We start from the raw sequence: 24,306 nt of genomic DNA, 5'->3' as shown, positions 1-24,306 counted from the left end.
GTACAGTGATTGCGAAACACGGCAATTGGTATTGGTCGGGCCGCGAGAGGCAATCTGGCGGTAAGGGAGGATAAAAGTGCTGAACCGTTTTGCGACGCTTTTCGCGGCCGCGCTGCTCTGCGCCGCCACGCTGATTTTCACCGCAGGATCTGCCGCCGCGATCGACGTGCGCGCCGCCGTCCTAAGAGTCGACTACCAGGTCCAGCGCCCCATTTCGCGCTTCGACGAGGCGCCCGAGGACCTGGGCTTCGCCGGCGCCGCGCTGGCCGATCAGGACAATAACAGCACCGGCAGCTTCATGGGCCATACCTACGAGACGGTACAGAAATCAGCCACGCCCGACGCCGCCGATGCCGCTCTCGATGAAATTCTCGCCGACGGCATCCGCCTGATCGTCATCCACGCCCGGGAAGAGGACGTTCTGCGCCTCGCCGACCGTGCTGCCGAGGATGGCGCGCTGGTCTTCAACGCCCGCGCCGGGGACATGGCCATGCGCAACGAGGAATGCCGCGCCAACCTCCTGCACACCGCCACCAGCTATGCCCAGCAGGCCGACGCCATCGCGCAATTCGCCATCTGGAAGAAATGGCCGCGCTGGGTGCTCATCTCCGGCTCCAACCCCGCCGACATGGCGCTGGCAGACGCCTATCGCCGCGCCGCCACCAAGTTCGGCGCCAATATCGTCGAGGAACGCACGTTCGAGGACACCGGCGGCGCCCGCCGCACCGACTCTGGGCACGTCCTCGTCCAGCGCCAACTGCCCAGCTTCATGCAGGGCCTGCCCGAGCATGACGTGGTCATCACCGCGGATGAGACCGACTATTTCGCCGCCTACCTCACCTATCACCTATGGGATCCGCGCCCCGTGATGGGATCGTCCGGCCTGCGCCCCGTGCAAATGCATGGCGGGCACGAAGCCTACGGCGCAACCCAGCTTCAGACCCGGTTCGAGGAACTGGCGAACCGCTACATCAAGGACGCCGATTACAACGTCTGGATCGCCCTGCGCGCAGTGGGCGAGGCCGTGACCCGCGCCGAAACCGCCGAACCCGACGGGGTGAAAGACTACCTGCTTTCCGACCAATTCGAACTGGCCGGTTTCAAGGGGCAGGAAGTCACCTTCCGCGACTGGAACGGCCAGATGCGCCAGCAGGTCATGCTCTATGACGACCGCGTCACAATCAGCGTCAGCCCGCAGGAAGGTTTCCTGCACCAGAACGCCGTGCAGGACACGCTCGGCCTCGACCGCCCGGAATCGGCCTGCACGGCCTTCAGCAACTAAGGGAAACACATGAAACTCAAGGCATTCCTTCTGACCTCCGCCCTGGCGCTCGCCGCCGGGCCCGCGCTGGCCGGCAAGGCCTTCGTGACCAACGAACGCGGCAACACCATTACCGTGGTCGATACCGAAACATGGGAAGTGACCGACGAATTCTTCGCCGGCAATCGCCCCCGCGGCATCACCGCCAGCCCCGACGGCACCAAGATCTATGTCTGCGCGTCCGACGATAACCTCGTCCGGGTGTTCGATTCGGAAACCTACGAGGAACTGCCCTCGCTCCCCTCTGGTCCCGACCCGGAACTGTTCATCATCGAACCCTCCGGCAAGCGGCTCTATATCGCCAACGAGGATGACAACCTGGTGACCGTCACCGACACCGACAGCCGCACCGTGCTGGCCGAGGTCCCCGTGGGGGTGGAGCCCGAAGGCATGGGCATGAGCCCCGACGCCAAGTGGGTGGTGAACACCTCCGAGACGACCAACATGGCGCATTTCATCTCGACCGAGGATTACGAGATCAAGCACAACGTGCTGGTCGACCAGCGCCCGCGCTACGCCCAGTATACCGCCGACGGCACCCGCCTCTTCGTCACGTCCGAGATCGGCGGCACCGTCAGCGTCATGGACATCGCCGAGGACGGCACGCCCACCCTGATCGAGAAGATCAGCTTCGAGGTTCCCAACGTCCAGCCCGAATGGCTGCAACCCGTGGGCGCTAAGGTCACTTCCGACGGCAAGCGCCTCTTCGTGGCGCTCGGCCCCTCCAACCGCGTCGCCGTGGTCGATGCCCAAAGCCTCGAGGTGCTAGACTACATCCTCGTGGGCCAGCGTGTCTGGCAGCTCGATTTCACGCCGGACGAGAAATACCTGCTGACGACCAACGGCAATTCCAACGACATCACCGTCATCGACGTGGCCAAGGAAGAGGCCGTGCGCTCCATCCAGGTTGGCGAACAACCCTGGGGCGTGGTGACCATCGAATAATGAAGGAGACAGAAAAGATGAAGAAACTGATGATGGCCGCGGCCACCGCCGCCACCTGCCTCACCGGCCCCGCCGCCGCCGCACCGCTCTGCGACGACCTCGGCTTTGCTGGTCTGCTGGCCGCCTGCAATCGCGGTGACGACATCCCGATCACCCTCGCCTCGGGCCAGCCCCTTCACGAGACCGGCAGCGTGAACCTGCAATCAGGCGCCTATTACACGCTTGAAATCACCGCCGACGGCTCCGCCGAGCTGGCCGTCACCGGCAGCGATTTCTTCCGCGCGATCTGGATGAACGAAATCGTCATCAACCAGATCGAGATCCGTCCCATGGCCGTCGATTCGCTCGAATTCGACAAGGCGGGCGTGGCCACGATCTCGTTCATCGCCATCAAGCCGGGCAGCCACACGCTGCGCATCCCCGGCTCCACCGGCGAAACCCAACAAGTTACCTTCAACATCCAGTAACGGAGCCCTGAAAATGAAACGTATTTTCGCAATCGCGGCGCTTATCGCCTCGCCCGCCCTCGCCGACGACCACGTAGATGCCGAAACGGTCGAAAAGATCGAGGCCTATCTCGCCTCCATCGAATGCCAGATGGACCCCGCCGATATCGAAGCCGAAGATGACGGCGGCTACGAGCTTGACGACGTGATCTGCAAGGGCGGCAACCAGTTCGACATCGAACTCGACGCGGACCTGAACGAGGTCGAACGCCGCGCCGAGTAAATTTTCCGTTCTCCCATGGAGTAAAGGCCCGCCATGTTGCGCATCATAGCATCTCTCTCCTTCTTGCTAAGCAGCATGGCGGCCTACGCCCAAGAGCTTCCCACGATCCGTGCCGCCACTCTCAAGATCGGCACCGTCAACTGGGAGCTTCAGACCATCGTCGATGAAGGCCTCGACGAAAAACACGGCTTCATCCTCGACATTCAGCCCTATGCCGACAATGGCGCCACCCGCATCGCGGTCGAAGGCAACGGAGCCGACATGGCCGTCGCCGACTGGATCTGGGTTGCCCGCCAGCGCGCCGCGGGCAAACCTTACGTGTTTATCCCCTATTCCCGCGCAGTGGGCGGCGTGGTCGTTCCCGCAGATTCCACCGCCGAAACCCTTGCAGACCTTGCCGGGCAGAAACTCGGCATCGCCGGCGGCCCGCTCGACAAGTCCTGGCTCATCCTGCGCGCGTATGCGCAGCAGGCCCATGACCTCGACCTGGAGGCGGAAACCGAACAGGTCTTCGGCGCCCCGCCCCTCGTTTTCCGCACCGCCCTTGACGGCAGCCTCGCCGGGGCCATCAATTACTGGCACTACCTCGCCAAGATGAAGGCCGCCGGCATGCACGAACTCATTTCCGTCGACACCGCCGCCCGCGAGCTGGGCCTCGACCCCGAAACGCCGCTGCTGGGCTATTATTTCAAGGAAGGTTTCCTGTCGGAGAACCCCGGCCTCGCCCAGTCCTTCTTCGAGGCCAGCCGCGAGGCCAAAACCCTGCTCATGTCCTCCGACGAGATCTGGCAAGACCTGCGCCCGATGATGAATGCCGACAGCGACGCCGAATTCGAGCAACTGCGCACCGACTGGATCGCCGGCATTCCGGCGCGCAAGCCGATCGACACCGACGCCGCCCAGGCCCTTCTCAGCCTGATGCACGACCTCGGCGGCGCCGAGCTGGTGGGCGAGGCCGACACACTCCCCGACGGCCTATTTGCCGACGTCCAGTAAATGCAGACCAAGCTGACGCCGCTCCTCTCCATCGCGGGGCTTCTGGCCCTTTGGGTCGTGGCGTCAACGCTCAAGGCCGACCCGCAGGTCCTGCCCACCCCCTGGGCCCTCGCGCCCCTCTTTGCACAGGAAATCGCCAGCGGCGAACTCTGGACCCACCTCTCCGCCACCCTCCTGCGCGTGCTTTGGGCCTTCTGCCTCGCCATGACGCTGGGCGGGATCATCGGCCTCGCGATGGGTCGCTCCCCCGCGCTCAACCGCTGGCTCGACCCGTGGCTGGTGATCTTCCTCAACCTGCCCGCGCTGGTACTGATCGTGCTCTGCTACCTCTGGATCGGCCTGACCGAGGCCGCCGCCATCGCCGCCGTCACGCTCAACAAGGTGCCCAACGTCGCCATCGTCATCCGCGAAGGCGCCCGTGCGCTGGACCCGCAGCTTGACGCGCTGGCCCGCGTCTACCGCATGTCGGGCTGGACGCACCTGCGCCACGTGATCCTGCCGCAACTCGGCCCCTTCATCGCCGCTGCCGCCCGTGGCGGCGTGGCCGTCATCTGGAAAATCGTGCTCGTGGTCGAATTCCTCGGCCGCTCCTCCGGCGTAGGCTTCCAGATCCACCTTTATTTCCAGCTATTCGACGTATCCATGGTGCTGGTCTACGCATTCTCGTTCATCGCGGTCATGCTGCTCGTGGAATGGGCGCTGCTGCAACCGTGGGAACGCCACGCAACCCGGTGGCGCCGCGCATGATCACCGTCTCGATCTCTGAGAAACGCTTCGGCGACGACCTCGTGCTCGGCCCCATCGCCTTCGGGATCGCGCAGGGCGAAACCGTCGCCCTTGTCGGCCCCTCCGGCATCGGCAAGTCCACCCTTTTGCGGTTGGTCTCGGGTATCGACACCGATTTCACCGGCCACATTGACCGGCCTCAGGCGATGGCCATGGTCTTCCAGGAACCCACCTTGCTGCCGTGGCGCTCCGCCCTCGACAACCTTACGCTCCTGCATCCCGAGTTGCCGCGCGAACGCGCCCTCGCCGCACTCGATGAGGTCGGCCTCACCGGCAAGGAAACTCTCTTTCCCGGTCAACTCTCCCTCGGCCAGCAGCGCCGCCTCGCCCTCGCCCGCGCCTTTGCGGGCCAGCCCGACCTGCTGATCATGGACGAACCGTTCGTGTCGCTCGACGCCGCCGCCGCCGACCGGATGCTGACCCTGACCGAGCAACTCATCGCCCGCCACCAGCCCGCGACCCTTTTCGTGACCCACGACATGGCCGAGGCGACACGGCTTGCACACCGGACCCTGACACTGGAAGGTGGGCCAGACGGCGCACAGCTCGCCGGAACGACAAAGGACCAGACCACGTGACCACAGGCCTGACCGTCAACAACCTCAGCTTCAACTACGGCGCCAAGCAGGCGCTGGACGACGTGGCGTTCGACGTCGCCCCCGGCACCTTCTGCGCGCTTCTCGGCCCCAACGGCGCCGGCAAATCCACGCTCATTGCCCTGCTGACCCGCCTGCTGGTGGCCCCCCAAGGCGATATCACCGTCGCGGGCCACGACATGCGCCGCGAGCCCCGCAAGGCGCTCGGAAAGCTAGGCGTCGTCTTCCAGCAATCGACGCTCGATCTCAACCTGTCAGTCCGCCAGAACCTTGCCTATTTCGCCGCCCTGCAAGGCCTGCCGAAATCCGAGATCCCCGGCCGCATCGACGCCGCCCTCGACCAGCTCGACATGCGCCAGCGCGCCGACGAAAAGGCCCGCGACCTCAACGGCGGCCACCGCCGCCGCACCGAGCTTGCGCGGTCCCTCATTCACGACCCACACGTGCTCTTGCTGGACGAGCCCACCGTCGGCCTCGACGCCGCCTCGCGACAAGGCATAACGGACCACGTTCACGAACTCACGAAAACAGGCCTCTGCGTCCTCTGGACCACCCACCTCACGGACGAGGTGCGCGATGGCGACGACCTCGTCGTTCTGCACAAGGGCCAAATCATCCACCGCGGCACCGCCGGGGCCGCCCGCGGCGATCAAAGCCTGTCGGACTGGTTCCTGTCGCGCACGGGGGAGGTCGCATGACCGGCACCTTCCGCGTCGCCAAGGCGATCATCGCCCGCGAATTCCTGCGCTTCGTACACCAGCGCGAGCGCTTCATCGCCGCGCTCGTGCGCCCTCTCGTCTGGCTGCTGATCTTCGCCGCAGGCTTCCGCGCGGCCCTCGGCCTGTCGATCATCCCGCCCTACCAGACCTACGTCACCTACGAGACTTATATCGTGCCCGGACTTTGCGCGATGGTGCTGCTCTTCAACGGGATGCAATCCTCGCTCAGCCTCGTCTACGACCGCGAAATGGGCTCGATGCGCCTTCTGCTGACCAGCCCCTTCCCGCGATGGTGGCTGCTGATCTGCCGCCTGTTCGGCGCCACGATCATCTCGGTGCTGCAGGTCTACACCTTCCTCGCCATCGCGGCGGCCTTCGGCATCACAATGCCCACATGGGGCTACCTCGCCGTGCTGCCCAGCCTGATCCTCGGCGGCCTCATGCTCGGCGGCCTCGGGCTGGTCCTTTCGAGCTTCATCAAGCAACTGGAGAACTTCGCGGGCGTGATGAACTTCGTCATCTTCCCGATGTTCTTCATGTCCTCGGCCCTCTACCCCTTGTGGAAAATGGCAGAAAGCTCACCGCTCCTGCGCGACATCTGCGCGCTCAACCCCTTCACCTACGCGGTCGAGCTCATCCGCTTCTCGCTTTATCTCCAGATCAACTGGACCGCGCTCGCCTGGGTCACAGGCAGCACTCTGGTCTTCTGCGCGCTGGCCATCTGGGGCTACGACCCCGCCCGCGGCCTGATGAAGCGCAAGACCTGAGGGGACCTCAGATGTCGAACTCGGTATCGTTCACTGTCCGGCAGCGCCAGCTTCGTACACGTTCGTTGGGATGGGTCGACACCCAGCGCGCAAGTTCCGGCTGCGCCCCGGCAAGGCACTGCATCGGTGTTACATCGGAGAACACAAGGCTGCGCTCTCGGCATTGGGTTGGATCTGTCGCCAGGCAGGCGACGAACAGGAGCTCTATCATAATCGTTCCTTACGCGTTGCGTTGGTCCTCGCTCCCGTGCCTCCAGTCATCCAACAGCAATTCCCCTAAGAAAAGCGTAACCGGACCCTGCGCACCGCGTCACGCCAGAATTTGTGCAAAAGAATGCGGCACTTCATCGCAAATGCCCGCGAAAAAGGCGGTCCTGCCATGTCGCTGAAGACCCTTCTCGGCCTCGGCGCCCTGGCCTTGGGGGTCGGCACATGGGTCACCGCGCTGATCCTGTGGCTGGGGCTGCTGGCCGTGTCCGACCGTCTGGATGCCACGCTCAAGGCCGAACAGCGCATGTCGGGCTATGCGGGCCTCTCGACCCAGGCCGCCACCTTTCTCGTCGTCGCGACCGAGGCGGTGCAGCGCGAATTGCCCGCCGACACCCGGTCCGAGCGGCTAGAGCCCGTGGTCGAAAACCTCCGCGCGTCTTTCGGGCGACTGCAACAAAACGTGGCCCAGGCCGTGCAGGAGGCCGAGGACCTCGGCATCGACGCCCAGTCCCGCTTCGGCACCCAATCCCTCGGCCTCGCCAGGATGGAAGCCCTCCTGAACAGCACCATGCGCGGCCTTGGCGACGACGACGTCGACAGACCCCGCCTGCAGGCCCATATCGACAGCTTCGCCACTGGCTTCGACCCCCTGCTCAGCCAGGCGGTTCAGACCGAACAGCTTTTCCGCGCCGACATCCGCGCCGATATCGTAAGCCTGCGCCAAAAGCTGACGCTGGCCGCCATCGCCATCGCGGTGGCCGCGGTCGTGATGGTTCTGGCCTTCTATTTCGGCCTCATCCGCCCGCAATTCGCCCGGCTGGACCGCCTGCGCGACGCCGCACAGAAGATCGGGCAGGAGGATTTCGCCATCGACCTGCCCGAAACCCGCCGGGACGAAATCGGCGGGCTTTACGCCGAGACCAACCGCATGGCCCACGCGCTCGCCGCCCGCAAATCCGCGGTCGAGCAGGACCGTGCACAACTGAACAGCATCATCGCCGCCCGCACCGAGGAATTGCGCGCCGCCAACGAAACCCTCGCCGAAATCGACGAGAATCGCCGCCGCTTCTTTGCCGATGTCAGCCACGAATTGCGCACGCCGCTCACCGTCATCCTGATGGAGGCCCAGATCGGTCGGGCGGCAGGCGGGTCTGAGGCCGACGCCTTCGCCACGATCGAGACCCGCGCCGCGCGTCTCAATCGCCGGATCGACGACCTTCTGCGCGTCGCGCGCTCCGACAGCGGGCAGCTGGCGCTCGAACACGCCGCGGTGGGCCTGCCCGACCTGATGACCGAAGTGCACGAAGAAGTCCGCGCCGAGACCGACAACGCAGGCATGACCCTCACGCTCTCGGACGTTCCCCACGCCACGCTCACCTGCGATCGCAACTGGATTCGTCAGGTGTTGGTGGGCCTTGTCCGCAACGCCATCCGCCACGCCCGCGACGGCGGGCATGTCCGCCTAGACGCACGATCGGAGGACCAGACCGCCGAAATCGCCGTCATTGACAACGGCCCCGGCATCGCACCCAAAGACCAGACGGGCATCTTCGAGCGCTTCTCCCAAGCCGGCAGCGCCTCGGCCCAGGGCTTCGGCATCGGCTTGGCCCTGGCCCGCTGGGTGGTCGAGACCCATGACGGTACCATCACCCTCGAAAGCCCCGTCGCCCCCGCCGACGCCCTCGGCGACGCACCCGGGACAAAGATCGCGGTTCGCCTTCCCCTTTCATCCGGCTAAAACGGCGCTATCCTCACCGTCGCAGCCGTGAAAGAGACCGCATCACCATGACCCGCCTCCTGATCGTCGACGACGACCCGGAAATCACCTCCGCCCTGGCGCGGGGGCTGGGCCTGCACGGCTATCAGGCCGAAACGGTCAACCGCTACGACCACGCGCTAGATAAACTGCGCGCCGAGACCTTCTCGGGCGCCATCATCGACGTCATGCTGGGAGCCGACAGCGGCCTCGACCTCGTGCGCCGCGCCCGCGAAGACGGCGCCACCCTGCCCATCCTGATGCTCTCGGCACTCTCTGACGTCGAACACCGCACCGCGGGTCTCGAGGCCGGGGCCGACGATTACGTGGTCAAACCCTTCAGCTTCGAAGAGCTGGTCGCCCGCCTGCGCGTGCAGGAACGCCGCGCCACGTCGCAGCGCCCGCAGCCCGCCACGCTGAACGCCGACCGCGTCCTGCAGACCGAGACCGCCAAGGTCTCTCTGACCGAGCGCGAGGACGACCTTCTGCGCCTTCTGATCGCCCACGACGGCACCCCCCTGCCACGCGGCGACATCTTCGATGCGCTTTGGCAGGCCGAGGGCTCGGGTAACGAAAACGTGGTGGACGTCTATATCGGCTATTTGCGCAAGAAACTCCGCGACGCCGATTTTGCTTTCGAGATCAAGACAGTACGCAACCAGGGCTTCGTCATAGACGGCCTTGCACCACGTACCGACGCCGGGAACCGGGACTAAAGTCTAAGCGTTTCACAGAAATTAAGAGTCGCAATAACGCGGCCGACTTGTCATCTTTAGACTGTCATTCAAAGGAGGATACCATCATGGCATGGGCAAAACCGATCATCCGCGAAATCGAATGCGGCATGGAAATCAATATGTACGGACCTGACTTCGACGAAGAGCGCGAAGTCCTGATCTAAGACTGCTTGCGCGCGGGAGGATACTTGATGTCATTCCGCGCGCAAATACTCGGCGCTGCTGCCGGGGGCGGCCTGCCCCAGTGGAATTGTGGTTGTGACAACTGCAACCTTGCACGTTCAGGCGACATACCCTCACAATCGCAATCGTCCCTCGCCGTCACCGGAAACGGTGTTGATTGGGCAATTCTGAACGCCTCTCCGGACATTCGGGAGCAGATGTCGCACACGCCCGCGCTTTATCCGACGGACCTGCGCAAACTGCCGCTCACGTCCGTGCTGGTAACCAATGGCGATATCGACCACGTGGCCGGCCTGCTTACCTTACGCGAGATGCAGCCCTTCACGCTGTTCGCAACCAAGGGCATTCATGAGGTGCTGGCTGCCAATCCCATATTCGACGCGCTCAATGCCGACGTCGTGACCCGCACCAACATCGCCCTCGACGCGCCGTTCGAACTGGCCCCCGACCTCACCGCGACGCTTTTCGCTGTGCCCGGCAAGGTCCCGCTCTACATGGAGGGCGAGACGGTCGAGACCGACCTGATGGGCGAACAGACCGTCGGCGTCGTTCTGGAAAACGGCGACACGACGGCCTTCTACATCCCCGGCTGCGCCCGCCTGAACGACGACCTGCGCGAGCGCCTTCAAGGGGCCGACATGGTCTTTTTCGACGGCACGCTCTGGCGCGACGACGAAATGGTCCGCGCCGGGCTGGGAAAGAAGACGGGCCAGCGCATGGGCCACATGTCCATGTCCGGTCCCGACGGCTCCATCGCCGCCTTCACGGGGGTGGATATCGGCAAGAAGGTCTTCGTGCACATGAACAACACCAACCCGGTGCTGCGCCCCAATTCGGCGGAAAAGGCCGAGGCACAGGCAGCGGGCTGGATCATCGGACAGGACGGAATGGAGATCACCCCATGACGCAAAGCCGCGAAGAGTTCGAAGCCCGCCTGCGCAAGATCGGCGCCGAGCGGTATCACGACCTGCACCCGTTCCACGACCGCCTGCATGGCGGCGACTGCACGCCCGACCAGGTCCGCGCCTGGGTTCTGAACCGCTACTACTACCAGCACACGATCCCGATGAAGGACGCCGCCTTCATGAGCCGCGTCGAAGACCCCGACCTGCGCCGCGCCTGGCGCAGCCGGATCGAGGATCACGACGGCACCGCAGAGAACGAAGGCGGCATCAAGCGCTGGCTCCGGCTGGCCGAGGCCGTGGGCCTCGACCCGGCCTATGTCGCCTCCCGCGAGGGCGTCCTGCCGGCCACCAAATTCGCCTGCGACGCCTATGTCCGCTTCGTCCGCGACAAGACCCTGCTGGAGGCCGTCGCCTCGTCCCTAACCGAGCTTTTCGCGCCCAAGATCCACGCCAACCGGATCGAGGGCCTCTTGAAGAACTACGACTTTGCCGACGACAGTTCGCTCAGCTACTTCAAGACCCGGTTGAAAGAAGCACCCAAGGACGTCGCCTTCGGCCTCGCCTGGGTGCTCGACCACGCCGACACGCAGGAAAAGCAGGACGCCGCCGCGAACGCGCTGATCTTCAAGACAGACGTACTCTGGTCCCAGCTCGACGCCCTCTGGAGCGCCTATGTCGAACCCGCCCGCATCCCGCCCGGCGGCTGGCAACCGGGCGAAGGGCTGCTGCTCGAAAGGGCCTCCTGATGATCGCTTCCGACATTCCCTCCCTGCCCCGCGGCGTGCGCCTGCATTTCGACAAGGTGCGCGACACGTGGGTTCTTCTCGCGCCCGAACGCGCCATCACCCTCGACCAGATCGGCCACGCCATCCTGACCGAGGTCGATGGGCAGCGCAGCTTCGGCGAGATCACGCAGGCCCTGTCGGACAAGTACAACGCCCCGGTCGAGCAGATCACCGAGGACAGCAACGGCTTCCTTACGGCCCTGCGCGACCGCAGATTTCTGGACGTAGCGCAATGAAAATACCCGCCCCAATCGCCATGCTCGCCGAGCTGACACACCGCTGTCCGCTCTCCTGCCCCTATTGTTCCAACCCCGTGGAACTGGCCCGGCAGGACAGCGAGCTTGATACCGAAACCTGGGTCCGCGTCTTCGACGAGGCGGCAAGGCTCGGCGTGCTGCAACTCCACCTCTCGGGCGGCGAGCCCGCCTCCCGCCGCGATCTCGTTCCGCTCGTACAGGCCGCCCGCGATGCGGGACTCTATACCAACCTCATCACCTCCGGCATCGGCCTGACCGAGCGCCGGCTGAAAGAACTGGACGAGGCCGGCCTCGACCACATCCAGCTGTCCCTGCAAGGCACCACGCCCGAAATGGCCGACGAAATCGGCGGCTATAACGGCGGCTACAAGCGCAAGATGCAGGTGGCCGAGTGGATCGGCCAGATCGGCTTTCCCCTGACGCTCAACGCCGTCCTGCACCGGCGCAACCTGCACCAGCTGCCCCGCGCCATCGAGATGGCACAGGAAATGGGCGCCCGCCGGATCGAGGTTGCGACCGTGCAATTCCACGGCTGGGCCCTCAAGAACCTCGACACCCTCATGCCGACCAAGGAACAGGCCCGCGAGGCCACCCGCATCGTCGCCGAATCCCGCGCCGCCCTCAAAGGCAAACTGGTGATCGACTACGTGCCCGCGGATTATCACGACGATTACCCCAAGCGCTGCATGGGCGGCTGGGGCAGCACGGGCCTCAACGTCGCCCCAGACGGGCAGGTTCTGCCCTGCCACGCCGCGCAATCCATCCCGCATCTCGAATTCGAAAACGTGCGCGACAAGCCGCTGGACGAGATCTGGTACCAGAGCAGCGCCTTCAACGCCTATCGCGGCACCGACTGGATGCAGGAGCCTTGCAAGTCCTGCGACCGCAAGCTGGTGGATTTCGGCGGCTGCCGGTGCCAGGCCATGGCCATCGTCGGCGACCCCGCCGCAACAGATCCGGTCTGCATCAAGTCGCCGCATCACGGGGCGCTGCAAGCACAGGCGGACACCCACGCGTCCAACACCGACGCGCCCTTGGTCTACCGCACCATGCCCGGCAAGAAAGAAGTCGAACCGACCAGCTGAGGTCGGTTCAGAAGCAGACGATCTCTGCCTCGGCCTGCGCCCGGCGCAGCTCCGCCACCAGGTTCGCCGCGGCGGCCGAGCTGTTGAACACCGCCATGCGCTCGCCGCCCACCCGGCGCATCGACAGCACCGTCTCGGCCTCCAGGTATTCCTCGTAGGACAGGATCTGCGCCACCTCGTCCACCGAGCACGAACATTTCTGCAGCATCTCGCGCGTCGTACCGTTCGTGGACATGCAGGCAAAGACGTAATCCGCCCGCGCCGCGGTGGGGAAATCGTTCAAGCGTTCGGCGGCGGTCTGGCCCAGCGCCAAGCCCGGCACCGCAATCAGCATCGACGCCAGAACAGCACCAGCCATCCGCCCTACGCCGCCCCGGCCCCCGAGCCGGGGCCTCCCGGCCTTCGCGCGCAGAGGTCCCGGGTCAAGCCCGGGACGGGGGGGACTGAACTCAAACGGCTGTTTCATTGCGTCGCCTCCTCCAGCGTTTCGAATGTCACTTCCGAACGGTACCCCTCACCGCCCTCCGGCCCCGGCGCCTCGGCCAAGAGGCTCAGATACCAGCCCGGCACGTCCTCGGACATCGTGACCGTCAGCTCCAAATCACCAAAGCCGCGCATCTGGGCGCGGTTCGGGTCCTCGGCAAAGGGCTGCATCGTCACCGTCTGCGTCTCGACCGTCTCACCGTCATACTCGGCCTCGCCCATCGTCACCTCGTTCGGCTGCACCAGCGCCTCCTTCACCCGGTTGCGGATGTAGAACTTGCTGCCGCCGGCACTCTCGGCCATGTCGCGCACCGTGCTCTCGTAGAAGAACATGATCATCGGGTTGCCCACGCTCGCGGGGAATTGCCCCAGCTTGCGGTACTTCTCGCCCTGCCGCAGTTCCAGCACCGCCATCGGGCTCTCGCCCTCGCCCACGGTCAGCGCCACCTTGCCGCTGTCACGCTCCGCCGCATCGGGCGCCAGCGCGTTACTGACCTCCCTCTGGTAAACCAGGGACGTGTCACGCGACACCTCGTCCAGCGTGCCGTTCTTGAACAACAGGTCATATGTTTCCTGCCCGTTCAGCGGGGCGGCCACAGCCGTGGCACAGCTCAGGGCAACCCCGATAAGGGCGCTTGTCAGACGCGTCATCATGCTCAATCTCCTCCCTATTCGGACCAGACACTAAAGGCTCCGGCAGCGCTGTCACCGGCCACTTTCGTATCACCCTGTCCCTCGGCATCCCCTTGCTGACCGATCTTCCACGCCATCAAAGGCCGCAACCGGTTCAGCTTCACCGGCTTGTAGATCACCGAGATGTCATAGGTCAGCCCCGCCGCCCGCACCCTGGGGCTGCGGTCGGCGGTGATCAGGATCGCCGGCACATGCACGCCGGTCAGCTTGCGCACCTTCGCTATGGCATCCACGCCGGTCTCGTCATCGTCCAGCGTGTAATCCGCCAGGATGATGTCGGGCGCCATGCCCATATCCTCGACACAGGTCACCGCCTCGTCGATCGATCGGCAGGCCAGCACGTCGGCCCCCCATTGCTCCAACCGCTTGGTGGTGCCGAACAGAACATCCTCGTCGTTCTCGATCAGCAGCACGATCTGGTTTTCCAGCAGGTCATCGGCGTTGGATGCAAGGCTCAGCGGCTCATTGACCGCCGGCGCATCCACGACCGTCTCCAACTCGATCCGAAAGACCGACCCAACGCCGGGCTTGGATTTCACCGACAGCTTGTGCCCCAGCAGGCGACAGGCCCGCTCCACCACCGACAGGCCCAGGCCGACGCCCGCGGCCAGCTTCTCGCCATCGGCGCGCGCGAACTCCTCGAACACCCGCTGCTGGTCGCGCTTGGGGATCCCGATGCCGGTGTCCCACACCTCCAGCACAACGCGCCCCTTGCGCCGGCGGCACCCGACCAGCACGCGCCCCCCGGGCTGGGTATACTGGATCGCGTTCACCACCAGGTTCTGGATCGACCGCAAAAGGTACACCGGGTCCGACCGCACCAGCACCGAACAGGGCACCATCTTCAGCCGGACGTTCTTCTGCTCGGCCACCAGGCTCTGGTCGGCATGGATACTGTTCATCATCGCCGTCAGGTTCACCACCAGCGGCGACACGGTGTCAGGCGCCGCGCTTTCCAGCCGCGAGATGTCCAAGAGCAGGTGCAGCAGTTGCTCGGTCGAGCGAAACGACCCTTCCAGCCGCTCGACCAGCCCGTGCATGTCGGTGTGCCGCGACGTCTCCAGCAGGGTCGAGATCAACAGCTTCGCGGCATTGATCGGCTGCAACAGGTCATGAGACGCGGCGGCCAGAAAGCGCGTCTTCGACGACACAGCCTTCTCCGCCTTGTCCTTGGCATCGCGCAATGCTTCCTCGACCCGCGCCTTCTTCTCGTATTCCTCGGTCAGCTTCTCGTTGGCACGGGTCAGCTCGGCCGTGCGTTCCATCACCCGGCGTTCCAGCGTTTCGGTCGCCTGCGCCTCCAGCGTGACGTCCTCGACCTCCACCAGGTACCCGCTGTCGGGCATCTCGTGCATGTGCAGTTCCAGCACCCGCATCGGGCCCAGCCGCACGCGCTGTCGAAACGCACCCTGCTTGACCAGCTTGCGATACATCCCCTCGATGCTCGTATCACCGCCTTCCACGGTCAGGCCGGTGTCGAAAAGATAATCCACCAGCGCCGTCACCGGCTCACCTTCCGCGACATGGGACGCCGGCACGTTCAAAAGCTCCCGGAACTGCGCGTTATGCATCAGCACGCGCCCCCGGGACGTAAACGTGCATACCCCCGAAGTCAGCGTCTGGAACACCGCCTTCAGGTAATCCTCCTGCCGGTCGATCAGGCTTTCCTTTTCCGACCGGTTGCGCCGCACGAAATCGGTGATCTCGGTCAAAAGCAGCACGACGTTGTCGCCCGACGTGTGCTGCGCGCTCAGCTGGAACCAGCGGTCGTCGGCCATCTCGATCATGACGGAGGTGATCACGCCTTCGTCGCGCCGCTTCTCAAGCGTGGTGGGCAGCGTGGCCAGGTTGCGGTCGGCCGAGCGGAAGAACTTGCTCGACACCAGCCGCGCAAAGAACCGGCCGATCGAAAGCCCCGTGTCGATCTTGTTCGAGATGTCCGGGAAAAGCTGCAAAAACAGGTGATTGCAAAGCTCCAGCTTGCCGTCGATAAACAGGGCAAAGCCACCCTCCATCGACGACAGCGCCGCCACCAGGCTCTTGCGCATCCGCTCCTGCTCGCCGCGCACCGTCTCCAGTTCCGACACCGCGCGCGCCAGGTCGCGGCCCTGCGCCTGCATCTTCTCCTGCAACTCGATGGCGGACTGGAACGCACGAAACGCCGAGGGGCGCACATCATCCTGCCGGTTCGCCCGCCGCATCAGCGCGTCGATGATCCGCGCCTGGCGCTCGACCTGTACATCCAGCGGCTCGTCGGGGTTCACCAGCATCAGTTCAGCACCCGCGCTTCTGGTTTGAAGAACGCCACGCCCACGAAGGTCTGGTTCATGTGCAGGCCGGATTTCTGCTCTCCATAGGTGTTGAACCCGATCACCCGGTGGGCGCGCAGGATATTCGACACCTCATGCGTCAGCTGCTTGTGTTCGAATTCCAGCCGCCGCAGGAAACAGTCGAAGCCAAGGATGAAATCCGGCTCGCGCCCGGCCGCATCCCGCGTCGACAGACCCGCGTGCAGCGCATCCAGGCTGCCTTGCGCCTTGCCCAGCGTCAGGATCAACCCGTCGTCGATGGCCGCCAGCAACGACAGCGCACCGCCCGGCTTGGCATCGCTGATCGCACGGGCGTAATGCGTCAGGTTGTGGCGCAGCATCATCGGGTTTTCTGCAAACACCTCCGGGCTCAGCGCCTCGGGCGGGCAGCCCACCAGCCGCGCGTATTCCTCCGCCGCCGGCGCCCCGTTGATCTCGTAGACCAGCCGGTCCTCGGGATCGGCCGAGGTGATGACGATCTGCGCGCCCTCGGGCTGAAAATGATCGAAGGCCACGCCCTGGAACTGCAGGTCGGTCTCGATCAGCAACAGCATCGCGGCATTGGAATGCGTCTCACCGTCATGCAGAACGAAGGTCCGCTCGAACTTCAGCCCGTCTCCCGCCGAGCCGCCGAAAATCGGCACGTCGCCCAGAACCGCGTCAAGCGTCGAGACCAACAGATCCTCCTGCTTGGACAACCCGTCCGCCACGATCAGCGCGAACCGGTTCCAGCCGGCGGTGTGCCGGAACCGCTCCGCCTGTTTTTGCGCCTCGGCGGCAAAGGCCGTGGCGTGGTCCGGGTGCAGGTCCCGGAACAGCATCGAGGCACAGCGGAAGTTCCTGCGCGGGAAGCCCATCAACAACAGCGCCTGATCGTCATACCCGTCGGTGGTGATCTGCCCGGCAGAACTGCACCCGAAGACCGGCACGCCCTGGAACGCCTCGGACAGAATCGCGCTGGTTTCCTGCACATCAAGACTGTCGGGCAGGACCGCAAATACGAAACAAAGCCCCTTGCCCGCCAGCCCCTCGGCCGCCTCGGCGACGGCGCTCGCGGGATCCGGGGCCCGGGATTCCCCGATCATGACAAATTCAGGGGGGGCAGGCTTCACGTGCCCGCGCCTAGTGCTGCAAAAAGGCGCGCGCCTCGGGTTCGGCATGACGCGCCATCACCGACTCCACGAACACCACCGCCTGGGTCCGGTTGCGCACGTCCAGCCGGCGCAACAGCGCGGTGATATGCGCCTTGACCGTGGCTTCCGCCAGCGACAGCTCGTAAGCGATCTGCTTGTTGGGCTTGCCCGCGCAAATCAGCTTCAGGATATTAACCTGCTGCGGCGTCAGGATGCTCAGCTCGGGCGTCGTCTTGAACAGATCGTCCTCGCCGCCTGCCTCCTCGACATTGACGTACTCGGCGGGAATGTAACGCCGCCCGGCGGTGATCTCGGACACCGCGAATTGCAGCGTTTTGGCCGAGGCGTCCTTTGGCAGGAATCCCATCGCGCCCGATCGCAAAAGCGTGTGCACCAGTTCGCTCGACGCCAGCGACGAGATCACAAGCACGCGCGCCTCGGGCAACCGCTCGCGCAATTTCTCGAAACCCGACACCCCGGTCACGTCCGGCAACTTCAGGTCGAACATCACCAGATCGGGGTGAAACTCCTGGTCCAACAGGTCGAAGCACGCCTGAAGACTGCCCGCCTTGCGGATTTTGCACTCGGGGAATCCCAGCGTCAGCGCCGTTTCCAGCGCGTCGCTGTACAGCGGATGGTCGTCCACGATCATCACCGACGACACAGGCTGCGCGTCCGCGCATTCATCTCTTGCTGCCAACATGCCGATCCTCCCAAATGGAAACCTAGCACCAAATCGAGAATGATCAACCATTTGGCGCAGGCCTGTCCGAACCGGCAATGCTTGGCCAATCGCACAGCGGGCAAGTTCCCCGCGAAATCGGAAACAGCCGGGGGCGCCCGTGTGCAACTAGCGGGCGAACCGCGTCACGTCGCCCGGCGGGGCCGCGCCGGAATAGACCGCCCGATCCAGTTCCGCCAACCGCTTGCGGTACGTCTCGGCTCCCGGATCCGCTCCTGAAAGTGCCACCAGAGCCTTCCGCACCTCACCGACCCGCCCGGCCCGCGCCGCACGGCGCAGCGCACGTCGCTGAGGGTGCCACCCCGGCACCCAGTCCGATAGCCGCGGCACGCCCGACCACGCCCGACCGCGCAGCCCCAGCGCCAGCGCCGCCGCGAAAACCGCCAGTGCAGCAGCCAGCGCCGGACCGCCCGGCAACACCGCCTCGGCGGGTTCGGGCACGGCCTGCGCGGTCGTCGGGGCACCGGCCCCGCTTGCCCTCACGCGTGCGCCATAGGCCACCCGCTGCGCGTTGATCTCCACCGTTCGCTTTTCGCGCATGGTTGTGTCGTAATAGTCAAAGCTCAAGGACTCCACGACCGCCGACACGTCATTGCCCGGCCGGATCGTCCAGCGCCAGAAGGCGATGGTCTTCGGTCCCTCCGGCGTCAGTTGGATAAGCCGCTTTTCCGGGTGGGCAAAAATCATGCCCGAAGGCGAGCTAAGCTCCGGCATCGGCGGGATCATCTCGGGCGTGGCGCCCAGCGCCTCGACGCGGATCACCCGCAACACGCCCTCTCCCGGCGTCAGCTGGTCGGGCGCGTTCGACCACTGGTCAGACACTTCCAGTTGCCGCACCGGGAACCACCAGTCTCCATCCGCCGGCGCCGGCTCCACCTTGATCGTGATCGGCTCGGACGCGACGTCGTGCTCGAACCAGTCGTCGCCCTCGTCGGTCAGCGTCAGCCGGTGCCGAAACGCCCCGATGGTCAGTTCGCCGGGCCTTTCCGGGTAAACCGCCATGCGCCGGATAAAGACCTTGACCTTACGCCCGTCCACGCGCTCATCGCGCCAGGTGTCGGGTCCCAGCTGTGACCAGTTGAACCCCTCCAGCTCCGGCTGCACCAGTTTTTCCCGGGTGATATAGCGCCGATAGGTGCCGCGGATGGTCAAAAGCACCATTTCCTGCGTGTAGGGCGTCGCTTGCCGCTCTTCCACGCTGACCTCCAGCGCCAATTCCCCCGGCCGCACTTCGCGCGACTGCCCGAACGCCACTGCCGGCATCAGCAGCACGAGCATCGCAAGCGCCAACACGCCGAGCGCAAACACATGAACCTCCCGTCCCGGACCTGATCCGGGACCTCTCGCCTTCCCCGGCGACGGGCCCCGGCTCGAGGGCCGGGGCGGAACCGAGGCGCGCGTCTCACAAACACTCATCATCCCGGATCCTCCGGATCGGGCGGCGACAGTCCCAGTTTCCTGCGCCGCTTGTGTTCCTGCAAGATCCGCTCGGACATGAATTCCCCCGGCACGTCCTCCAACTGCAAGAGCCAGCGCTCGTCGGCCACCATGAAGTAATCCTTGAACACGCGCCGTACGCCCAGCTTGCCACGGCTTTCCAGCTCGGCCATGCCCAGCACCGCGCCGGTATTGCTGACCCCGTCCCCGGTCGAGGCCGCACGCGCGTCGCCCTGCCCCACCTCAGCTGCGGCAGTAGACCCACGCTTGCGGTCAGGCAGCAGGGCCAGCGCCTCGGGGTCAATCGCGAGGCCCGCGTAATAGGCCGCGACCACATCGAAATTCGCCCGCGCCCGCGGATCCCCAGCTGCAATGGCAAGATCATAGGATTCCAAAGCCTGCGCATACTCCCCCGCGAAAGCCCGCGCATTTCCGAGGTTATAGTCCTGCCCGGCTGCCGCGAAGGCCTCCGCCGCCGCGCCGTATTCGCCCGCGCGGAACCGCGCCACGCCCCGCCAGTCCGGCGCGTCGAACACCTCCGCCGCCCATCCCGGCAACCCGACCGCCAACAGCACGCGCCCGATCGACGCCGTCCCGCCCAGGCTCAGGCCGGCCAGCAGGAACACCGCCGTTATCAGCGCCAGCCCCCTCATGCGGCCTGCCTGCGGAACATCAGCAGCATCGGCAAGGCGGCCAGCAGCAGCAGGTACCGACCCATGTCGCTCCAGAAAATCAGCGGATAATCCTGCCGCTCCAGCCGCGCCGCCATGTCCTGCCCCAGCCAGCCGGCCAACGCCTCCGCGTCGTTCAGCCCAAAGACCCGCCCGCCGCCTGCCTGCGCATGGGGCACGAGCGCTGGTGCGTCGCCCATCCCAACCAACGACAGCCTTGCCCCGATCTCCGACAGCCGTGCCGCCAGCCGCAAACTCTCCGGCCCCAACCCCGCCCCATCTGTGAAAAGCACCACGTCCCCCGCGATGATCTCGGCCTCTTCCAGCCGCGCCACCGCCAGCGCCAATGCGCGCGCGGGCCTTGTGCCGGGGTCGGGCACCAGCTCCGGCCCGATCAACGAAAACGTCTGCCCAAGCTGCAAATGATCCAGCGTCATGCCCGTCGCCAGATAGGCGTCCCCGCCATAGACCACGATTCCCCCGGGCCGCGTTCCCAGGTTGGCCAGCCCGAACCGCCCCAGCGCCTGCATCTGCGGCCAGCGGTCATCCTCCGTCACACTGCTCGAGGCATCGACCACGAACAGCACCCCGTCGAGGTTGCGAAAACTGGGCGTGTCCCGCCGCTCCACCGCCGGTCCCGCCAGCGCCAGCACCGCGATCACCAGCACCGCCATCCCGGCCCACAGCCCCGACCGCCCCGGCTGCGCCTCGACCCGGCCCAGCGCCGCCATCGCGCGGATCATGCCCGGGTCCGCCGCCCGCTGCCAGTCGCCCAACCCCTGCCGCTGCGACCAAAGCCACCACGCCAGCCCCGCCAGCACGGGCAGCGCCAACAGCCACAGGGGCCGCAGCAGGGTGACGTCCAGGCTCATGCCGGGTCCCTCGCGATCACGAATAGGCACAGCAACGCAGCCGCCGCGGCGGGCCAGGGCCAGTAATCTCGATAGATTTCGGCAGCCAGCCCGTCGCTGTCATTCGCCTCCAGCCGGTCCAGCGCATCCGCCACCTGCTGCAGATCCTCGGTCGTGCGCACCCGGAAACTCTCGCCGCCCGAGACCTCCGCAATCGCCCGCAAGCTCCGCGCATCCACCACGCCGCGCTCGCCTTCCTCGGCACTCTCCAGGTCTTTGGGTCCCAGCGCGATGGTATGCACCCGCACCCCCATCCGGGCGGCCAGCTCGGCCACGCCCAGCGGCTTCGTCGCGCCCGCGTTGTTCACCCCGTCCGACAGCAGGATCACCACCTTGCTCGCCGCATCGCTGTCCTTCATCCGTTTCAGCGCAAGGCCCAGACCGTCCGAGACGTTCGTCGCCCGCCCCGAGATGCCGATCACCGAGGTCTCGATCTCCTGCGCCACCGCCTCGATGTCGAACGTGAAGGGCGTCGCGTAATAGGCCTCCGAGCCAAACACGATCAGCGCCAGCCGGTCGCCGCCCCGCCGCCGGGCAAACTCCGCGCCGACGGTCTGCACCGCCTCCAGCCGCGTCACCTGCCGGCCGTCGAGGTCGAAATCGTCCCGCACCATCGAGCCGGACAGATCCAGCGCAATTGCCAGGTCCCGTCCCGACACCTTCAGCGCCGACACCGGCGCAAGATCCCTCGGACCGGACAACGCCACCACCAGCAGCGCCCAGGCCATCCACAACGCTCCATCGCGCAGCGGCACGCCCGCCACGCCCACGCCGCCGCGTCGCGCTCGATCCAGCAGATCCTCGCCGACACGGCGTGGCAGCACCAAGGCCCGTCCCCCCGCACTCCGCGCCGCCACGAACCGCTGCACCAACCACGGCAGCGGCAGCAGCAACAGCGCCAGCGGCTGCGCGAGCTCAAACATGCGCCCTCACCTCCGCCTCCACGTCGATCTCCGCCTCCCGCCGGTACAGAGTGGGGCGCAACGCATCATACCGCTCCGGCGCAACCTCCTTCAGCAAGTGCAGCAAACCCACGCGCCGTGCGTCCTCGGGCAACTCCGCCAGCGCGGCAATACGCGCCTCAACCCCCGGTGTCGCGCCGCTGCGCCGTCGCGTAAATGCCAGCCGCAACCCTCCGATCACCAGTAGCGCAGCACACCCCGCCAGCCCCGCCGACACCAGGACGTCCGCCACGGCCTCCACCGCGCCTCCCGGCGGCAACCTTATATCCAGCAGGCTGTCGCGCATCGCCGCTTCGGAAAGGGGCGCGCCGCTCATGCCGCATGCTCATCGTGATAGCGGATCAAGACCCGCGCCGTCTCGCGTGGGTCGGCCCCGGCATCCACCACCAGCGCCTCGCGCCCCGCGATGCGTACCATTGTCGGAACCGAGTCATTCACACCGATCCGCAAATTCGCCCGTCGCCCATCGGCCAGCCGTACCGGGTACCGGCCCGCCGGCAACGCGTCGGTGTTCGACACCAAAAGCAGCCGGATTGCCCGCCTTTGCCCCAACCCGTCCAGCACCTTCACCAGTTCCTCGCCCGGCGCGTCGAACCCCGAGGCGATCACGATCTCCGCCCCCGATGGCGCCAGCCGCTCCAGCCGGTGCAGCGCCCGGTCCAGCGACAGCGCCCCGCCGGTCGAGCCCTTGTCCTGCGCCGCATCCTCCAGCGCCCGTGCATGGGCCTCCACCAGCCCGCCGATCACGTCCAGCATCCCGCGGATGCGCCCGCGTGGCGGCACCACGGTCACATCCCGGTCCGTCACCGCCAAGAGCCCGACACGCCCGCCCTGCTCGATCAGCGGCCAGGCATCCAGAACCAGCGCCTCGGCGGCCGCCACCGACAACAGCGCCCGGCGCAAGCCCCACAGCATCTCGCTGCGCATATCGGCCACAAGGTACCGCACCCGGTCTCGCTCCGCCTGAAACTGCCGCACGTGCAGCTTGCCGGTCCGCGCCGTGCTCGCCCGGTCCAGATGCCGGATGTCGTCGCCGGGCAGGTAGTCCCGGATATCCGCCACCTCGATCCCCTGCCCCTTGACCCGCGTCGCATGGCCTCCCGGCAGCGTCGCGCATTGCTCCGCGCCGCCCGGCCCGGTCAGCGCATGGGCGCGCAGCGCGATCAGGTCCCCGGCGGCAAGCCGGACCCCCGGCTGCTCCAACGCGGCACTCACAGCGGCTCCACCGCTTTGACGATATCCGCCACCACGTCCCTTGCCCGGCGCCCCTCGGCCATCGCCCGCCAGCTCAGCACCATCCGGTGCGCCAGCGCATCGGGTGCCAAGGCCGCCACGTCCTCGGGCAGCGCATGGTCGCGCCCCTTCAGAAACGCCCGCGCCCGCGCCGCCGCCGCCAGCGCGAGCGTGCCGCGCGGCGACACCGCGTGCTGGATATCCCCGGCCAAATCCCCGCCCCGCGTCGCCATCACCAGCCGCACGATATAGTCACGCAACTCCGCGGCCAGATGCACGTCCGCCACCGCCTTGCGCGCCTCCTTCAGGCTTTGCTGGCTGATCGTTGCGTCCGACGCCACCGCCTCGCCATGCGTCTCGGCCTCGACAAGGTTCAGGATCGCCCGCTCGGTCTCGAGATCCGGCAAGTCGAGCACCACGTGTAGCAGGAACCGGTCCAGCTGCGCCTCGGGCAGCGGAAAGGTCCCCTCGTGCTCGATCGGGTTCTGCGTCGCCACCACCAGGAACGGATCGGGCAAACCGTGCGTCTCGCTGCCTGCCGTGACCTGTCCTTCGCCCATCGCCTCCAGCAGGGCCGACTGCACCTTGGGCGGCGCCCGGTTGATCTCGTCCACCAAGACGAGGTTGTGAAAGACCGGCCCTTTGACGAACTCGAAACTGCCATCGCCGGGCTTGTAGACTGGCGTACCGGTCAGGTCGGCCGGCATCAGGTCGGGCGTGCATTGAATACGCGCGAACGACCCTTCCACCGCCTTCGCAAGGCATTTCACCGCCCGCGTCTTGGCCAGCCCCGGCGCCCCTTCGACCAGCAGATGCCCCCCGGTCAACAGCGCGATCGTCATTCGCTCGATCAGGCTTTCATGCCCGATCAGCCCATCTCCCAATTGCTGCAACAATCCCGCGATATCGCGCTGGCCGGCCTCTTTCAGCACATCCTGTCCTCCCGAAACACACC

General features: G+C 66.0%; 29 protein-coding genes. 16 read left to right on the top strand and 13 right to left on the bottom strand.

Annotation, left to right across the window (positions count from 1 at the left end):
- Positions 1–76: 76 nt before the first annotated feature.
- The 9 genes from PVV74_RS21230 to PVV74_RS21190 all read left to right on the top strand — a co-directional run bounded on the left by PVV74_RS21230 (position 77) and on the right by PVV74_RS21190 (position 6,859).
- Positions 77–1,282: an ABC transporter substrate-binding protein gene (locus tag PVV74_RS21230; RefSeq protein ID WP_425061894.1), complete on the top strand. Its 1,206-nt coding sequence runs from the start codon at positions 77–79 to the stop codon at positions 1,280–1,282.
- Between the two features lie 9 nt (positions 1,283–1,291).
- Positions 1,292–2,266, top strand: coding sequence for a YVTN family beta-propeller repeat protein (locus tag PVV74_RS21225; protein ID WP_274594564.1), 975 nt, complete (start codon positions 1,292–1,294; stop codon positions 2,264–2,266).
- A 17-nt stretch (positions 2,267–2,283) separates the two neighbouring features.
- On the top strand, positions 2,284–2,733 hold the full coding sequence (locus PVV74_RS21220; protein ID WP_103764963.1) for a hypothetical protein: 450 nt from the start codon (positions 2,284–2,286) through the stop codon (positions 2,731–2,733).
- A gap of 13 nt (positions 2,734–2,746) precedes the next feature.
- Positions 2,747–2,995, top strand: a complete 249-nt coding sequence (locus tag PVV74_RS21215) for a PepSY domain-containing protein (protein ID WP_274594563.1) — start codon at positions 2,747–2,749, stop codon at positions 2,993–2,995.
- A 75-nt stretch (positions 2,996–3,070) separates the two neighbouring features.
- Complete coding sequence (locus PVV74_RS21210; protein ID WP_274594562.1) at positions 3,071–3,991, top strand: ABC transporter substrate-binding protein; 921 nt, start codon at positions 3,071–3,073, stop codon at positions 3,989–3,991.
- A complete protein-coding gene (locus PVV74_RS21205; RefSeq protein ID WP_274594561.1) occupies positions 3,992–4,738 on the top strand; it encodes an ABC transporter permease in 747 nt (248 codons plus the stop codon).
- Complete coding sequence (locus PVV74_RS21200; RefSeq protein WP_274594560.1) at positions 4,735–5,355, top strand: ABC transporter ATP-binding protein; 621 nt, start codon at positions 4,735–4,737, stop codon at positions 5,353–5,355. The genes PVV74_RS21205 and PVV74_RS21200 overlap by 4 nt, the downstream gene beginning before the upstream one ends.
- Positions 5,352–6,071, top strand: coding sequence for an ABC transporter ATP-binding protein (locus PVV74_RS21195; protein WP_103764924.1), 720 nt, complete (start codon positions 5,352–5,354; stop codon positions 6,069–6,071). Before PVV74_RS21200 ends, PVV74_RS21195 begins: the two co-directional genes overlap by 4 nt.
- Positions 6,068–6,859, top strand: coding sequence for an ABC transporter permease (locus PVV74_RS21190; RefSeq protein ID WP_103764923.1), 792 nt, complete (start codon positions 6,068–6,070; stop codon positions 6,857–6,859). Before PVV74_RS21195 ends, PVV74_RS21190 begins: the two co-directional genes overlap by 4 nt.
- Before the next feature lie 7 nt (positions 6,860–6,866).
- On the opposite strand, the gene PVV74_RS21185 is transcribed toward PVV74_RS21190, so the two are convergent.
- A complete protein-coding gene (locus PVV74_RS21185) occupies positions 6,867–7,070 on the bottom strand; it encodes a hypothetical protein (protein ID WP_103764922.1) in 204 nt (67 codons plus the stop codon).
- A 168-nt stretch (positions 7,071–7,238) separates the two neighbouring features.
- Here PVV74_RS21185 and PVV74_RS21180 point away from each other — a divergent pair, with 168 nt between their 5' ends.
- The 7 genes from PVV74_RS21180 to pqqE all read left to right on the top strand — a co-directional run bounded on the left by PVV74_RS21180 (position 7,239) and on the right by pqqE (position 12,777).
- On the top strand, positions 7,239–8,807 hold the full coding sequence (locus PVV74_RS21180) for a sensor histidine kinase (protein ID WP_274594559.1): 1,569 nt from the start codon (positions 7,239–7,241) through the stop codon (positions 8,805–8,807).
- Positions 8,808–8,854: 47 nt separating this feature from the next.
- A complete protein-coding gene (locus PVV74_RS21175; protein WP_103764920.1) occupies positions 8,855–9,541 on the top strand; it encodes a response regulator transcription factor in 687 nt (228 codons plus the stop codon).
- 86 nt (positions 9,542–9,627) lie between these two features.
- Positions 9,628–9,726 carry a pyrroloquinoline quinone precursor peptide PqqA gene (gene pqqA, locus PVV74_RS21170; protein ID WP_057796095.1) on the top strand — a complete coding sequence of 33 codons (99 nt, stop codon included), beginning with the start codon at positions 9,628–9,630 and terminating at the stop codon, positions 9,724–9,726.
- A 27-nt stretch (positions 9,727–9,753) separates the two neighbouring features.
- Positions 9,754–10,650 carry a pyrroloquinoline quinone biosynthesis protein PqqB gene (gene pqqB, locus PVV74_RS21165; RefSeq protein ID WP_274594558.1) on the top strand — a complete coding sequence of 299 codons (897 nt, stop codon included), beginning with the start codon at positions 9,754–9,756 and terminating at the stop codon, positions 10,648–10,650.
- Positions 10,647–11,396 carry a pyrroloquinoline-quinone synthase PqqC gene (pqqC, locus tag PVV74_RS21160; protein ID WP_057796099.1) on the top strand — a complete coding sequence of 250 codons (750 nt, stop codon included), beginning with the start codon at positions 10,647–10,649 and terminating at the stop codon, positions 11,394–11,396. Before pqqB ends, pqqC begins: the two co-directional genes overlap by 4 nt.
- Positions 11,396–11,671: a pyrroloquinoline quinone biosynthesis peptide chaperone PqqD gene (pqqD, locus tag PVV74_RS21155; RefSeq protein WP_103764918.1), complete on the top strand. Its 276-nt coding sequence runs from the start codon at positions 11,396–11,398 to the stop codon at positions 11,669–11,671. Before pqqC ends, pqqD begins: the two co-directional genes overlap by 1 nt.
- Complete coding sequence (gene pqqE / locus PVV74_RS21150; RefSeq protein ID WP_103764917.1) at positions 11,668–12,777, top strand: pyrroloquinoline quinone biosynthesis protein PqqE; 1,110 nt, start codon at positions 11,668–11,670, stop codon at positions 12,775–12,777. The genes pqqD and pqqE overlap by 4 nt, the downstream gene beginning before the upstream one ends.
- A gap of 7 nt (positions 12,778–12,784) precedes the next feature.
- Here pqqE and PVV74_RS21145 read toward each other — a convergent pair whose 3' ends face one another.
- The 12 genes from PVV74_RS21145 to PVV74_RS21090 all read right to left on the bottom strand — a co-directional run bounded on the left by PVV74_RS21145 (position 12,785) and on the right by PVV74_RS21090 (position 24,283).
- Entirely contained in the window at positions 12,785–13,135 is a 351-nt protein-coding gene (locus PVV74_RS21145; protein ID WP_103764916.1) for a hypothetical protein, read from the bottom strand.
- A 104-nt stretch (positions 13,136–13,239) separates the two neighbouring features.
- Entirely contained in the window at positions 13,240–13,914 is a 675-nt protein-coding gene (locus PVV74_RS21140) for a hypothetical protein (RefSeq protein ID WP_274594557.1), read from the bottom strand.
- Positions 13,915–13,928: 14 nt separating this feature from the next.
- Positions 13,929–16,223, bottom strand: coding sequence for a hybrid sensor histidine kinase/response regulator (locus PVV74_RS21135; protein WP_103764915.1), 2,295 nt, complete (start codon positions 16,221–16,223; stop codon positions 13,929–13,931).
- Positions 16,223–17,347, bottom strand: coding sequence for an FIST N-terminal domain-containing protein (locus PVV74_RS21130; RefSeq protein WP_245890576.1), 1,125 nt, complete (start codon positions 17,345–17,347; stop codon positions 16,223–16,225). Before PVV74_RS21130 ends, PVV74_RS21135 begins: the two co-directional genes overlap by 1 nt.
- Positions 17,348–17,384: 37 nt before the next feature.
- The gene (locus PVV74_RS21125; protein ID WP_103764913.1) at positions 17,385–18,098 is read right to left on the bottom strand and encodes a LuxR C-terminal-related transcriptional regulator; all 714 of its coding nucleotides are present in this window, start codon (positions 18,096–18,098) and stop codon (positions 17,385–17,387) included.
- Positions 18,099–18,245: 147 nt separating this feature from the next.
- The gene (locus tag PVV74_RS21120; RefSeq protein ID WP_274594556.1) at positions 18,246–19,445 is read right to left on the bottom strand and encodes a hypothetical protein; all 1,200 of its coding nucleotides are present in this window, start codon (positions 19,443–19,445) and stop codon (positions 18,246–18,248) included.
- A gap of 107 nt (positions 19,446–19,552) precedes the next feature.
- A complete protein-coding gene (locus tag PVV74_RS21115; protein ID WP_274594555.1) occupies positions 19,553–20,227 on the bottom strand; it encodes a hypothetical protein in 675 nt (224 codons plus the stop codon).
- Positions 20,224–21,117, bottom strand: coding sequence for a VWA domain-containing protein (locus PVV74_RS21110; protein WP_274594554.1), 894 nt, complete (start codon positions 21,115–21,117; stop codon positions 20,224–20,226). Before PVV74_RS21110 ends, PVV74_RS21115 begins: the two co-directional genes overlap by 4 nt.
- The gene (locus PVV74_RS21105; RefSeq protein WP_103764910.1) at positions 21,114–22,079 is read right to left on the bottom strand and encodes a VWA domain-containing protein; all 966 of its coding nucleotides are present in this window, start codon (positions 22,077–22,079) and stop codon (positions 21,114–21,116) included. Before PVV74_RS21105 ends, PVV74_RS21110 begins: the two co-directional genes overlap by 4 nt.
- Complete coding sequence (locus PVV74_RS21100; RefSeq protein ID WP_103764909.1) at positions 22,072–22,434, bottom strand: hypothetical protein; 363 nt, start codon at positions 22,432–22,434, stop codon at positions 22,072–22,074. The genes PVV74_RS21105 and PVV74_RS21100 overlap by 8 nt, the downstream gene beginning before the upstream one ends.
- Complete coding sequence (locus PVV74_RS21095) at positions 22,431–23,333, bottom strand: DUF58 domain-containing protein (RefSeq protein ID WP_103764908.1); 903 nt, start codon at positions 23,331–23,333, stop codon at positions 22,431–22,433. The genes PVV74_RS21100 and PVV74_RS21095 overlap by 4 nt, the downstream gene beginning before the upstream one ends.
- On the bottom strand, positions 23,330–24,283 hold the full coding sequence (locus PVV74_RS21090; protein ID WP_245890574.1) for an AAA family ATPase: 954 nt from the start codon (positions 24,281–24,283) through the stop codon (positions 23,330–23,332). Before PVV74_RS21090 ends, PVV74_RS21095 begins: the two co-directional genes overlap by 4 nt.
- Between the last annotated feature and the right edge of the window lie 23 nt (positions 24,284–24,306).

Source organism: Roseovarius sp. SK2 (assembly GCF_028807495.1).
Lineage (GTDB): Bacteria > Pseudomonadota > Alphaproteobacteria > Rhodobacterales > Rhodobacteraceae > Roseovarius > Roseovarius confluentis.
Note: the sequence above shows the minus strand (reverse complement) of the source record. Positions and strands in the feature narration are given on the sequence as shown.